The 13,489-nt window shown below is 65.7% G+C and carries 12 protein-coding genes; 7 read left to right on the forward strand and 5 right to left on the reverse strand.

Annotation, left to right across the window (positions count from 1 at the left end; genetic code table 11):
- Positions 1-2 precede the first annotated feature (2 nt).
- From KUG43_RS07490 to KUG43_RS07520, 7 genes are all read left to right on the forward strand, one after another.
- Positions 3-998 (forward strand): HlyD family efflux transporter periplasmic adaptor subunit, encoded by a 996-nt coding sequence (locus KUG43_RS07490; RefSeq protein ID WP_286194521.1) that lies wholly within the window; start codon positions 3-5, stop codon positions 996-998.
- Positions 995-2,143 carry an ABC transporter permease DevC gene (gene devC, locus KUG43_RS07495; protein ID WP_216907687.1) on the forward strand — a complete coding sequence of 383 codons (1,149 nt, stop codon included), beginning with the start codon at positions 995-997 and terminating at the stop codon, positions 2,141-2,143. The genes KUG43_RS07490 and devC overlap by 4 nt, the downstream gene beginning before the upstream one ends.
- Before the next feature lie 14 nt (positions 2,144-2,157).
- Entirely contained in the window at positions 2,158-2,829 is a 672-nt protein-coding gene (locus tag KUG43_RS07500; RefSeq protein WP_216907689.1) for an ATP-binding cassette domain-containing protein, read from the forward strand.
- Positions 2,830-2,842: 13 nt separating this feature from the next.
- Positions 2,843-3,529 carry an SAM-dependent methyltransferase gene (locus KUG43_RS07505; RefSeq protein ID WP_216907691.1) on the forward strand — a complete coding sequence of 229 codons (687 nt, stop codon included), beginning with the start codon at positions 2,843-2,845 and terminating at the stop codon, positions 3,527-3,529.
- A 17-nt stretch (positions 3,530-3,546) separates the two neighbouring features.
- Positions 3,547-4,038, forward strand: a complete 492-nt coding sequence (locus tag KUG43_RS07510) for a GNAT family N-acetyltransferase (protein ID WP_216907693.1) — start codon at positions 3,547-3,549, stop codon at positions 4,036-4,038.
- 409 nt (positions 4,039-4,447) lie between these two features.
- Positions 4,448-5,062, forward strand: a complete 615-nt coding sequence (locus KUG43_RS07515) for a CAP domain-containing protein (RefSeq protein WP_286194522.1) — start codon at positions 4,448-4,450, stop codon at positions 5,060-5,062.
- 1,093 nt (positions 5,063-6,155) lie between these two features.
- Complete coding sequence (locus KUG43_RS07520) at positions 6,156-6,506, forward strand: cupin domain-containing protein (RefSeq protein WP_216907697.1); 351 nt, start codon at positions 6,156-6,158, stop codon at positions 6,504-6,506.
- 154 nt (positions 6,507-6,660) lie between these two features.
- Here the strand turns inward: KUG43_RS07520 and KUG43_RS07525 are convergent, their stop codons facing one another.
- The 5 genes from KUG43_RS07525 to KUG43_RS07545 form a co-directional block, all read right to left on the reverse strand.
- Complete coding sequence (locus tag KUG43_RS07525; RefSeq protein WP_216907698.1) at positions 6,661-7,362, reverse strand: ABC transporter ATP-binding protein; 702 nt, start codon at positions 7,360-7,362, stop codon at positions 6,661-6,663.
- A gap of 3 nt (positions 7,363-7,365) precedes the next feature.
- Complete coding sequence (locus tag KUG43_RS07530) at positions 7,366-8,631, reverse strand: ABC transporter permease (protein WP_286194523.1); 1,266 nt, start codon at positions 8,629-8,631, stop codon at positions 7,366-7,368.
- Entirely contained in the window at positions 8,631-10,037 is a 1,407-nt protein-coding gene (locus tag KUG43_RS07535) for an efflux RND transporter periplasmic adaptor subunit (RefSeq protein ID WP_216907702.1), read from the reverse strand. The genes KUG43_RS07530 and KUG43_RS07535 overlap by 1 nt, the downstream gene beginning before the upstream one ends.
- A gap of 228 nt (positions 10,038-10,265) precedes the next feature.
- Entirely contained in the window at positions 10,266-12,188 is a 1,923-nt protein-coding gene (locus tag KUG43_RS07540) for a tetratricopeptide repeat protein (RefSeq protein ID WP_353617966.1), read from the reverse strand.
- A gap of 686 nt (positions 12,189-12,874) precedes the next feature.
- A complete protein-coding gene (locus KUG43_RS07545) occupies positions 12,875-13,444 on the reverse strand; it encodes a hypothetical protein (RefSeq protein ID WP_216907704.1) in 570 nt (189 codons plus the stop codon).
- Positions 13,445-13,489 lie beyond the last annotated feature (45 nt).

Here is a 13,489-nt window from a genome sequence, read left to right on the forward strand (position 1 = left end):
CCCTGGGTGTCGGCCTGCTGCGCCGCGGCACGCCGCCGCCGCCGCCGGTGGTCGAGCGGCCGATCCGCACCGTCACCGCCCTGGGCCGGCTGGAGCCGGTCAGCGCCCTGCGCACGATCGCGGCACCGCTCTCGGGCGCCGGGCAGCCCACCCTGCAGGCCCTGCTGGTCGACCGCGGCGATGCGGTGCAGGCCGGCCAGCTGCTGGCCCTGCTCGACAACCAGCCCCAGCTGGAGGCCGCCGTGGCGGCGGCCCGGGCCGAGGTGAACCTGGCCCGTTCGCGGCTGGCGATCGCCCACGCCGATGCCGGCAGCGGGGAGGACGGCCAGCGGGCCAAGGTGCGCTCCCTGGAGGCCCAGCAGCGCACGGCCGCCACCGAGGCCGCCCGTTACCAGAGCCTGTTCACCAGCGGAGCCGTCTCGGCCGAAGAGCGCGACAATCGCCGCCTCAGCCTCGACACCATCACAGCCTCGCTGCAGGAGGCTCGGGTGCTGCTGGCGCGGCAGCAGGCGCGCAGCACCGCTGGCGACGGCGGCGTGGATCTGGATGTGGAGGCCTCCCAGCGCGTGCTGGAGCAGGCCCAGGCCAACCTGCAGCGCGCCATCGCCGCCCGCGACGACAACCTGATCCGTGCGCCGATCGCCGGCACCGTGCTGCAGGTGTTCGCCCGGGCGGGCGAGGCCCCCGGGGCGGCGGGAATCCTGCAGTTGGGCCAGACCGGCCGGATGCAGGCAGTGGCGGAGGTGTACGAGAGCGATCTGCCGCGGGTGCGGCGGGGGCAGCCGGTGCGGATCACCAGCCCGGCCCTGACCCAGCCGCTGCAGGGCCGGGTGGAGCAGATCGGCGCGATTGTGCTGCGCCAGAACCTGATCAACACCGATCCGAGCGCCAACACCGACAACCGGGTGGTGGAGGTGCGCTCCCCGCTGACGCCGGAGAGCAGCCGGCGGGCGGCGCGATTCACCAATCTGCAGGTGCGGGTGGTGATCGGGCCATGAGAACCCCGCTCGGTTGGTTGCAGCTCCGCCACGACCGCGGTCGCTTCCTGGTGGCCCTCGCCGGCATCGCCTTCGCCGATCTGCTGATGTTCATGCAGCTGGGCTTCCAGGCGGCCCTCTACGACAGCAACACCCGCCTGGATCGCGCCTTCCGGGGCGATGTGGTGCTGATCAGCCCGAAGGCGCTGAACCTGCAGAATCTCTCCACCTTCCCGCGCCGCCGGCTGCTGCAGGCCCTGGATGTGCCCGGGGTCGTGGATGCCCAGGGGCTCTACGTCCGTACGGGGAACTGGCGCAATCCCCAGACGCTGCGCAGCGCCACGGTGCAGGTGCTGGGTTTCGATCCGGATGCCGATGTGCTGCGATTGCCGGAGGTGCGGGCCCAGGCCGATCGCCTCAAGCTGCCCGACACGGTGCTGTTCGACCGGGGCGCCCGGGGCCGCTATGGCGAGGTGATCGCCCGGCTCGATCGCGGCGAGCCGGTGACCAGTGAGATCGAGCGGCGCACCATCGCCGTGGGCGGCCTGTTCCGGCTGGGGGCCTCCTTCGGGGCGGATGCCACCCTGATGGCCAGCGACCAGACGTTCCTGCGCATGTTCCCGCGGGCGAAGGCCGGCAGCATCAGCGTCGGGCTGCTCACCCTGGCGCCGGGCGAACCGGTGGCGCCGGTGGTCCGGGCGCTGCGGCGCCACCTGCCGGACGACGTGCAGGTGCTCAGCCATGCCGACTACGTTCAGTTCGAGGAGAACTACTGGCGGGTGGCCAGCCCGGTGGGCTTCATCTTCGGGCTGGGCACGGCCATGGCCTTCGTGGTGGGGGTGGTGATCGTCTACCAGGTGCTCTCCACCGATGTGAACGCCCACCTGCAGGAGTACGCCACCTTCAAGGCGATGGGCTTCCGCCAGCGCTACCTGCTGCTGGTGGTGGTGGAGCAGGCCCTGATCCTGGCGGCCCTGGGCTTCATCCCCGGCGCGCTGATGCCGCTGTGGCTGTATGCGGTGGCGGCGAAGGCCACCAGCCTGCCCATCGCCATGACCCTGGGGCGGGCGACCACGGTGTTCGTGCTGACGCTGGTGATGTGCCTGGCCTCCGGGGCGATCGCCACCCGGCGGCTGCAGGCGGCCGATCCGGCCGAGCTCTTCTGATGGGGACCGGCGCCATGGCCAGCGCGATCGTGATCGAGGGGCTCAACCACCACTTCGGGCGGGGCGCCGTGCGGCGCCAGGTGCTGTTCGATGTGGCGCTGGAGGTGGCCGCCGGGGAGATCGTGCTGCTCACCGGCCCATCCGGCTCCGGCAAGACCACCCTGCTGACCCTGATCGGCGGGTTGCGGGCAGCCCAGGGGGGCCGGCTGCGGGTGCTGGGGCGGGAGCTGGTGGGGGCCACGGCGCTGCAGCTCACCCTGGCCCGCCGCGAGCACGGCTACATCTTCCAGGCCCACAACCTGCACCGCAGCCTCACCGCCACCCAGAACGTGCGCATGGCGCTGGAGATGCGCGGCACCCTCAGCGACGGGGAGATGGATCGGCGCGCGCGGCGGATCCTCGAGAGCGTGGGGTTGGGGGATCACCTCGATGTCAAGCCGGACCAGCTCTCGGGCGGACAGAAGCAGCGGGTGGCGGTGGCGCGGGCCCTGGTGGGAGAGCCGCCGCTGCTGCTGGCCGATGAGCCCACCGCCGCCCTCGACAGCCGCTCCGGCCGCGAGGTGGTCCTGCTGATGCAGCGGCTGGCGCGGGAGCAGGGCTGCACGATCCTGCTGGTGACCCACGACAGCCGCATCCTCGACATCGCCGACCGCACCCTGTCGCTGGAGGATGGCCGGCTCTGCTGATCCGGATGAGACGATGTTTACGCTGGAGGAGATCGTTCCCTGGGGCCGTTCCTTCGCGGAGTACGTGGCCATGTTCTCCCTGGCCGACAGCGATCTGGCGGGCCGGATCCTGGGCTGTGGGGATGGCCCTGCCGGATTCAATGCGGAGGCCAGCAGGCAGGGCCTGTCGGTGGTCTCCTGCGATCCGATCTACGCCTTCACGAAGGAAGAGATCGCCTCCCGGATCGACGCCACCTACACGGAGGTCATCGAGCAGACCAGGCGGAATCCATCAGCCTTCGTCTGGGACACCATCGCGTCCGTTGAGGAGTTGGGTCAGGTCCGCATGGCGGCGATGCAGGCCTTTCTCGAGGATTATCCGGCCGGCCTGCTGGAGGGGCGGTACGTGAACGCCGAACTGCCGGTGCTGCCGTTCCCCGATCACAGCTTCGATCTGGCGCTCTGCTCCCACCTGTTGTTCCTCTACAGCCGCCAGCTGGACGCGGCGTTTCACCAGGCCTCGCTGCTTGAGCTCACTCGCGTGGCCCGGGAGGTCAGGGTGTTTCCCTTGCTGGAGCTGGGTGGGACGGTGTCACCCCATCTCGCCGGACAGGTGGATTCGCTGCGGGCGGCGAGATTCCAGGTGTCGCTGGACCGCGTGGGCTATGAGTTTCAGCGGGGGGCCTGCGAGATGCTGCGCCTTCAGCGTGAGGATGGCTGAGCGCCACCCGTTGTTTCTTGTCCCCCTTTGTTGTCCGTCAAGCCGGTTCCGTCGATCTGGAGGTGATCGTTCCACTGTTCGACGCTTATCGCCAGTTCTATGGCCAGCCGTCCGAACCGGATCGCGTCGGCGCGTTCCTGCATGAGCGGCTGGCCCAGGGCGACTCGGTGCTGCTGATCGCCGAAGCCGATGGCCAGGCGGTGGGTTTCACCCAGCTCTATCCATCGTTCTCCTCGGTGTCGATGGCACCGATCTTCATCCTCAACGACCTGTTCGTGCGGCCCGAAGCCCGGCGCCTGGGGGTGGCCCGCCGCCTGCTGGAGGCCGCCTTGGGCAAGGCCCGCGAGGCCGGCGCCATCCGGCTCTCGCTCTCCACCGCCCTCACGAACACCGCCGCACAGGCGCTCTATGCCTCTGCCGGCTGGGAGCGCGATGCGGTGTTCTGCGTCTACCACCTCACCGTTCACCAGCCACCGCCGCCGCCCAGCCACCGCGCTCAGCAGGCCTGACCCCACCGCCCGGAGCGTGGTGGCCAGGAGTGACGCGATGCCTTTTCCCACTGGCACCACCACCCAGCATCGGCGTGTTCATGTCCAGGCGTCACCAGCCTGCAGAGCAAGGCCCTACCCCCGCCCCCAAGCCGCCTGATCCGTCTTTCCCGATGGCTAGACGAGAGGACTGAGTCTGGTTGGACGCACCATGTGATTGCTGGCCCCGCATCCCTTGGTATGCGGGGAAACCTGAGCAGGATGACTTGCCTGGCTAAGCTGAATAGCACTTTGACTCGATGAATGGAGCTGTGGTGAAGCTTCGTTCGCATGGCCATCCATGCACAGAAATTGTGACATCCGAGGTTGTCTCGCTTATGCCGCCCAGCCGATGGGTTGTGCTGATGGGGTGCACCAAAGGCAGTAGATGATGGCGAGATACCCACGAAGACGATATCGTAAACTGAGTGGTAAAAGAGTCAATCTGCAAGTCATCCTGTCTGTCTCCTTAATCGTAGGCTTTGTCCTGATTGGCGCTAGAGACTTCTTTGCTCTTGAGAATGGGAAGGGGGGGAGTGACTGGAGAATCGGTGTCTCCAGCATCGGAGTTCTCGATGCCCACCAGCCAAGGTCGCTTATTGAGAATCGGGCATTGGCTCTTCGGTTGGTCAATCGGGATCGCCAGCTGAATGGGCTGTCCCCTTTGGCCGAAGATGCGCTCCTCGCACAAGCCGCACAACTTCACGCCCAGGATATGCTGACCCGGCGCTACTACGCCCACGAGACTCCGGAGGGAAAGACTCCGACAGACCGTTTTTCCAGGCTTGGAGGCCAGGGCGGGGTTGGAGAAAACATCATGCAGCAGACTGGGGCGCCAGGAGTTGTGCTCAGTTACCGGTTGATTGAAAAGTTTCAAAAGTCGTGGATGTACAGTCCAGGCCACCGGATTAATCTTCTGACCCCTTCCTATACCCGATTCGGCTATGGGATAGCGGCGGACCCATTCACTGGACGCGTCTATTCAGTTCAGAATTTCTCCCACTGATCCTTGACTGATTTGATTTGAGCCATGGGCGCAGCTTGCTTGTTAATGGCGTTGAGAAGCTTTGGAGTTTTTGCAGCGATTCAGGGAGTTTCTCCGGATGTCCCGTCTTCGGACTTGACGGCTTCCGAGAAGGAGCAAGGTCAGATACAGTTCTGGAATCGCCTCTTTGGAAACCCAAAGATGAGAATGCTTGGAATCTGTCTGCGACTCGCGCTCGTGCTAGCCCTGCTCCCTCCTGTCCATGCGCAGCCAGCTGGTCCCAACCACCTTATCCTTACCTGGATCGCTGCGATTCGACGTAGCGAGCTTGGAGGCAATACCTATCTGATGTGCGCGAGGGCGAGGGATGCACTGTGGAACCTCAATCAAGGAGCTTTCCATGGGGCCGATGCTCAGAACATTCAGCTCGTCAGAAGCTATGGGCGCAGATGTGGAGCACCGGCAGACTATGGGAAATGACCTTATGTCAGTCGTTGCGTAGGTCGCGAAATCCAGTGCTGTGATGATCTATAGAGGAAGGAACATGATCTGATGGCTGGCTGATGGTGCCGTTGTCGATGGTCAGTTCTGGCAGCTGTCTCCCGATGAGCGACATGCCACCAGCGCACCGCGGCTTTGTGCCTGCACTGAGTGGTCTGGCTGGGTGCTGGAAGGAGAGGTGGGCTTCCCCGGTTTTCAGGACAGGTGAATCGGTGACACGTCATGCGGAAGCGCTGCGTGGCTAGCGGCGGGTCTGGGCGAGCGCGGGGGTTGCGGCCCTGCCAAGCAGTGTCAGCGCCAGCTGGGATTCCTGTCGGATCAGCCCAGACTTGCCTCACTGACCCGTGAGCCGCCCGACCGGGCTCCCCACGCTTCAGCGCTTGCCACCACTGGCCTCGGCCTCGAGGCCGTCGTGTGCCCCCCCCCCTCCCCCCTGGCTTCTGGCGCCAGTGTCACCCAGGAGATCCGAGCAATGGCTACCGTCATGCGATCAACTTTCCTGCCTGGGGACTGGCATACAGTTGGCCTCTGCTTTTGCTCCAGCGTCAGCCATTCCCCTTCACGCGAGGGATTTGCCATAGGTAGCGACCGCCTTTTTCGTGCTCTTGATTTCATGCAGCCGTCCGACGATGAACCGATACGGTCGGTGATCATGGAAATGGCTCAAGCTGTAATCGTCGCGTGGCATGTCAAGCCAGGCCAACGGATTGCTGCCCACGTTCATCCTTCCGGGCAGGACACCTGGACGATTCTCTCCGGTCAAGGCACTTATCAGACAGAGGCATCTGGTTCTTCCTTGGCCATCACAGCTGGGGATGTGGTCGTCGCTCCCATGGGTTGTGTGCACGGCGTCAGCAATCACGGTCAGGAGCCACTCACCTTCATTTCCGTTGTTTCGCCCGCAGATGCTGGGTTTGAACCAATTCATGACGAGTTTATCTCGATCGCTCCATTAAGCGCTTGAAGCAGACCATCACAAGATTCAAGGCACCGAGGGCCCCATGGCCGCTCGGGACGATGGTGCTGTCGCAAACCCAGGGAAGGGGCCAGCGGCTTCGGCTGGTGCTTGAAGAGCTGCCGGAGGCAGTGGATCCAAGCCTCCACGAGCCGTTCCCCCCTCAGTTCTGAAACAGGTCGTCTGGGCAGCGCGGTTGGCTGTCGCTGCTGATCTGCCCGTCCTGGATCCGGATGATCCGCCCGCTGTTCTTGGCCACGGATGGGTCGTGGGTGACCAGCACGATCGTGAGCCCGTCGGCGTGGAGACCGGACATCAGCTCGATCACCTCCGCGCCGGTGCGTGAATCGAGGGCACCGGTGGGTTCATCGGCCAGCAGCAGCTCGGGCTGGTTCACCAGGGCGCGGGCAATCGCGACGCGTTGCTGCTGGCCGCCGGAGAGCTGGTTGGGGCGATTGGTCATGCGATCTGCCAGCCCCACCTGCTCCAGCATCGCCGCCGCCCGCTGCCTGCGCTCCTGCCGTCCGTAGCCGGCGTAGACCATCGGCAGCATCACATTCTGCAGCGCCGTCAAGCGCGGCAACAGGTTGAATTGCTGGAACACGAAGCCGATCTCAAAATTACGGATGTCCGTACGTTCGTTATCGCTCAGCAGGGTGATGTCGCGGGCGTCAAAGTAGTATTGGCCGCTGCTTGGCTGCTCCAGGCAGCCGAGGATGTTCATCAACGTGGACTTCCCCGATCCCGAGCTTCCCACGATCGCCGTGTAGTCGCCGCGCAGGATGGTCAGGTCGATGCCGTGCAGGATCTCCACCGCCATCTCTCCCATGCGATAGCTCTTCGTGATCCGGCGCAGTTGCAGCATGATTCAGTCGCTTCGCAGGGCCGTCATCGGATCGAGCTGGGCGGCTTTGTTGGCGGGATAGGCGCCGAAGAACACGCCGATCACCAGGCAGAAGGCCAGCGACCAACCCACCGCATCGAAGGCGATTCCGGCACTCCAGCCGAAGATCGTATTGATCGCCAGCGACGCCATCACCCCAAGCAGAACACCCAGCAAGCCGCCCGCCAGGGAGAGCACCGTCGCCTCGATCAGGAACTGGCGCAGGATGTCGCTGCAACGGGCCCCGATGGCGCGGCGGATGCCGATCTCCCGCGTCCGCTCGCTGACCGACACCAGCATGATGTTCATGATGCCGATGCCCCCCACCAACAGGGAGATGGCGGCGGATCCGCCCAGCAGCGCGGTGAACACATTGGCGACGGCGTTGGAAGCGTTGACCAGATCGGCCTGGTTGCGAATCAGGAAGTCGTCCTCCCGGGGCGGCACGATCCTGTGCCGCAATCGCAGCAGGTTGGTGATCTGGTATTCCGCTGCTTCCATGCTCTCGGCCGATCGCGCCGACACCGCGATGCTCTCCACCGACACACCGGCCGTGGTGTTCACGCCCACGATCCTGGCGGCCATCGTGGTGAGTGGAATCAGCACCTGATCGTCCTGATCCCGGAATCCCGTGCTGCCCTTGAACTCCAGGGTGCCGATCACGGTGAACGTCTCGCCGCGGATGCGGATCGTGCGATCCAGGGCGCTGCGCTCCGTCAACCCCAGGCTGTCGACGACGGTCTGCCCCAGCACGGCCACCCTGGCGGCCTGGTTGAGTTCGACCTGGTTGAAGAACCGCCCGCTGAGGGGCAGGAAATCGCGCACCGTCACGTAGGCCGGCGTGCTGCCCACCACGGTGGTGTTGGTGTTGCGATCGCCGAGCACCACCTGGGTGCGTTGACTCAGGTTCGGGGCCACCTCCGCCACGGCCGGGATGGAGGCGGCAATCGCCTCGGCGTCCTCCCAGATCAAGGTGGTGGCCGAGCCCGCGCCCCGGGAGGCGGGGCCACCGCTGGCCGCCACGCCGCTCTGCACGAAGACCAGGTTCGAACCCAGCGATTTCAACTGGTTCTCCGTCTGCAGCTGGGCGCCGCGGCCGATCGTCACCATGCTGATCACGGCGGCGATGCCGATGATCACGCCCAGCATCGTCAGGGCCGAGCGCATCCGGTTGGCCAGCAGCGACGACCAGGCGAGCGCGACCGTCTCGGCCAGATCACCACCGTTCCGCTCGCGCCGGCGGCGTCCCATCAACGCGGCAGCCTCCCCTGGCCCCGCTGCTGCTGGAAGGGCGAGGAGCCAGAGACCGGGCGGCTGTTGGGCTGACGTCGGCCCGGCAGCGACACAAACACCCGATCGCCTGGCTTCAGCCCCCGCAGCACTTCGGTGCGGGCGCCGATCGTGGCGCCCACCAGCACCGGCTGGAAGGTGGGCGCGCCGTTGTTGCCAGGCCGCATCACCCCAGTGCCGCCCCGTTCACTCACGATCGCCGGGGTGGGGATCAGCAGGGCATCGGAGCGCCGGCCCACCAGCACGTTGGCTGTGAGGTTCATGCCGGAGCGGAGCTTGCCGCGGGCGTCGTCAGCCAGGGTGATGCGCACCTGGAAGCTGGTCACGTTCTGCTCCACCACCGCTTCCGGCGCCACCAGCCGCACGGTTCCGCGGAACTGCTGGCGGGGGAAGGCATCCACCTGCAGGTCCACGGGCTGGCCGGGCCGGATGGCGCCCACGTCCACTTCCGCCACGTTGGCCACCGCTTCCAGTTCGCTGGCCAGGGCCAGGATCGACGAGGAGGTGGCCGAGCTGGTGGCACTGGCCGAGGTGGTGGGCGTCACGAACGCCCCGACGTCGGCGTATTTCTGGCTGACCACCCCGGCAAAGGGGGCGCGGATCATGGTGTCATTGACCTGGGCCTGGATGGTGGCCAGATCCCCCCGCGCCTGAAGCACCTGGGCGGCCGCACTGACGATGTCCTCGGCGCGGCTGCCGGCGCTGGCGAGATTCAGCTGGGCCCGCAGCGACCGCACCCTGGCTTCACTGGCCAGGAACGCCGAGCGGCTGGCATCAAAGCTGACCCGGGCGATCGCGCCCGATCCGTACAGCTGTTGGTTGCTGAGGAAGGTGGAACGAACGGCGATCTGATCGGCTTCAGCCGCCTCCAGGTTGCGCCGGGCGGCCTCGATCTCCTGGGGCCGGTTGCCGGCCCGCAGCTTCTGGAGATTGGCTTCGGCTGCCGCCAGGGTTCCCCGGGCCTTCAGCACCGTGCCCCGCAGGTTGCTGTCATCCATGCGCGCCAGCACCTGGCCGGCGCTGACCCGATCCCCCTGATCCACGAACAGGGCCGTGACGCGACCCTGTTGCTTGGGGCTGATGTTCACAGGTGTTGTGGGCCGGATCGAACCGGCCGCCGTCACCTTCAGGACCACGTTGCTGCGCTCAACCGGCGCGGTCTGGGCGGCGAGGGCCGCCAGCCGGGCGCGGCTCTGTCCCTGCTGCCAGCTCAGCCAACCCCCTCCCGCCAGGCACAGCGCCAGCGAGCCGGCGGCGATCACCTTCCAGCGCGACCATGGCGTGCCCGCAGGAGACATCGCTGAAGCGGCTCCTGGCTTGGCCGAGGCTGGAGGGGTGGGACTCTGGCGCAGGAGGATCTGCAGCATGCGGGGAGCTTTGAGGCGGGTATGGGCGGCCGTACCCACACCATGGCTTCCGCCTGTGTCTGTGGCGTGAGGTGGCGTCGCTCAGGTGTGAGCAGATGTGACCACGGCTCTACCAGCCTGACCCGTCGGAATTGACCTGCATGTTCCCTGCAGATCAAGAGGCTGTCTGCAAGGCGGTGGGAAGGGATGACTTGCGCTCCAATGCAACGGCATCCGGTGTTTCCAGCCTCAACCACCTTGGGCGGTGGCGAAGGATGGAAGGTCGCTGCCCTCCCATATCCGGCGAAACTCGGCGCTGGTGGAGGTGGCTTCACGCTGGCGCCCCTGGGCGCGGAGGCTGCTGGCCAGCCCGTGCAGGGACCATCCGTTCCCAGGAAAGCGCCTCAGGTCTTCACGGAAGACGCGCTCAGCGGCGGCAGGCTCACCCACCTTGAGGAGGAAGGCCCCGAAGTCCTGACGGACGGGAATCGACCATTCCGGTGGTTCTCCGTAGACCATGGCGTCCTCCAGCGACACCGCCGTCTTGAATTGCCTCTCGGCCGATTCGGAATCCCCCGCAGCCGCCGCGAGATGGGCCGACAGCACATCTCTGGCGATCGCCAGCACCGTGCCCGACGTATTGAACTCAAGCCGTTGGGCAGAGAGCTCGGGGTCTGCAGCCAGGGCCCGTAGCTCCTCCAGGACTCGGCGTGCTTCCACAAGGTTTCCCTGGGCGATGAGGGCACGACCGCGGGCATAGGCCCAGACGCCGCGGGCATGGCCGAGGTCCGCCGGTGGAGCCGGTTCGGCTAGGATCGACTCCCAGAGAGCGAAGCGCACCTTCATCTGCAGATGCCGGGTGCGGTGATGCTGCAGGAAGGTCATCCCCGGTGCACGCAGCATTTCATCCGGGGACAGCGTGCGCAGCGTCTCGGTGGCGGTAAGAACCTGCTCTCGCCGGCCGACCATGCTGGCTGCGAAGGCTAAAAAGTCGTAATTGTGGGGGTAATAGCCGGCAAGATAGACGCCGAAGCCAGGACGCTGTGTCCGAATGTAGGTTTCATCGGCGTGGATGGCATGTTCATTGGCGGTGATGGCATCGCGATAGCGTCCAACCCTCACATAGATGTGTCCAGGCATGTGCACGATGTGCCCGGCACCGGGCATCAGAGTGGCCAGCCGCTCGGCGGCCTGCAGTGCACGCTCGGGCTGCACTTCCTCGATGGCGTGGATGTAGAAGTGATTGGCACCCGGATGGTTGGGTTCGATCCGCAGAACGGTCTCCAGTTGACGCAGAATCTCGGCCGTGTGCTCACGGGCTGAGCCGTCCTTGTTCCAGTAGGTCCAGGGATTCAGATCCATCAGCGCCTCCGCATGCAACGTGCGCAGATCCATGTCGTCCGGATACAGGCGAACGAGCTTCCCCAGCGCGTCTGCCCAGGCCGCATCCAGCGGGCCCCTCTCCACCGGCGGATCGGCCGTGTAGCGACGGGTGAGCGCCTCGATCAGGTTCCGCTCCTTCGGGGAGGCTGTTGCCATGTTGGCCCGCGCCTTCTGCAGAGCGGCCCACGCCTGCAGCCCGGCCTCGCGGTCCATCGCCAGGTTGATGTTGGGTCCCAACGCCAGCGCTTCTCCCCAGTAGCAGAGGGCGCAGCGGGGATCGAGACTGGCGGAGTGGCGGAAGGCCCGGATCGCTTCGGCGTGGTTGAACCCGTAGTAGAGACGGAGCCCCTGGTCGAAGTACGCCTGAGCCAGGCGATTCCTGATCGACAGGGGGTAGTGGTGCGAGCCGAGGTTGTCATAGAGGGGAGGTCCCTGAACCTGGGCCAGGCTGACGGGAGCCTGCAGGACCAGACCCACCATCAGGGGGAGCACCGCCCGGAGGGGATGGGGAAGATGGGTCATGGGTCCGACCCGCCAGGTCCGACGTCCGCCATGGAACGGAGATGGCAGAGCCTGCGGCGTGGTGCTGATCTCGGCATGGGAAGGATGGAAGTCGTCATGAGGTGCAACTCCTGGGCCTGAAGAAAAGACGTGACGGGTGACGCAGGAAGAAAGCCTGGGAATCCCCCAGGTGCCCTTCTTCGTCCATGCTCCGAGCTCGCATCTGTGCGTGGATTGATTGTGAGCTCCGGGAATCCGTCGTCGACCATTGGAGAAAAGATTCTTCACGAGCGAAGCATCTACTCCAAGTGCTTGTGATTGATGGGGTACTGAGTAGAAGTTATCAGCGATTGCCTGGTTTCCCCCTCTGATCGTCGCAGTATCTTCGCCGCTTCCATGCAGCTTCAGGGATGCACTTCCTCCGGCGGCAATCCTCCATCCCGATGGACGGGCCTCGCCGTGGTCTCCATGGTTGGGGGGGGGCGCGAGCGTCGTCATGCACGTTTCGCAGGCCCCATCCGGCGGCGCGTGCCATCCCCTCAGCGCCCTCCGCCAGGAATGGAATCGATCGATACGTGCTGCGTGCGAGGCCGTTACGTGTGCCGTGCCACCAGGTTGTTCCGGCTGACCAAGAGGTGTGAGACCGACAGGGGTGTGGTGCACTTCAGCCACGGTCCTCGAGTGGCAAGCTGCTGCGGCCACCAGCAAAAGGTTCCCACAGGAAACCAGGTCATACCCTCGTCGCGGCGGCTTCCCCTCTCCCCCATCCGTGTCGATGGCAAGAACAAGGTGCTGGTGAACGGAAAGTCTGTGGCCAGCAGACGTTCCGATGGCGCCGTGGTGTTCAAGTCCGGCTTCATCCCCTACACGATCCAGGGCGACCCGCGTCTGAAGAACGAGAACAGCTGGTTCGATTCCGACGCGCAGACCACCGGCCCGATCCGCCGCCAGTGATCACCGCACCCCAGGTCCCTTTAGAGACCCTGTTCCCGGAAGAAGCGCTGCATGGCATCTTCGGCCTGGGTCACCTGGGCCGGCGTGCAGGCGGAGGTCTTGCTGAACTGTTTTCCGGCCTTGTTGAAGTTGACCCGGCAGGCGCCGTCGAACTTCACCTGGTGGATGCCGAGCAGCAGCTTCACGATTTCCGGCGGTTTCGCCGCGGGCGAGGTGGGTGTGGTGCTGCTGGCTTCCTTGCCGTAGGGGGCTGTATCCCAGAAGACGAAGATCGACTGTTTCTCCAGTCGGTACACCTGGCCGCGGTTGGCCTCCAGGATCTCGCGCCTGGCCGGTTCCCCTTGCTGATCGAAGTAGGCGTTGGGGGTGCTCTCGTTGGGCTTGAGCTCGATCCTCTGGCCGCCCTTGAGCTGGATGCTGACGAATCCCTGCCGCTGCGAGAAGGTGCACAGCCCGGAGGAGGTGGCCTTGTCGTCTCCGGCGGGGAAGACATCGCAGCGGGCCTGCACCGTGTCGGCCAGCGCCGGCGCCGCCGCCACCACGGACGCCAGGCTCAGCACGGAGGCGGCAAGGATCGGAAGTCGGCGCATCGGCAGGGTCGTTACTGCTTCGAATGTACCCAGCGCGGCGCTGGG

Source organism: Synechococcus sp. CCY 0621 (assembly GCF_019038465.1).
In the GTDB taxonomy this organism is placed as follows: domain Bacteria; phylum Cyanobacteriota; class Cyanobacteriia; order PCC-6307; family Cyanobiaceae; genus Cyanobium.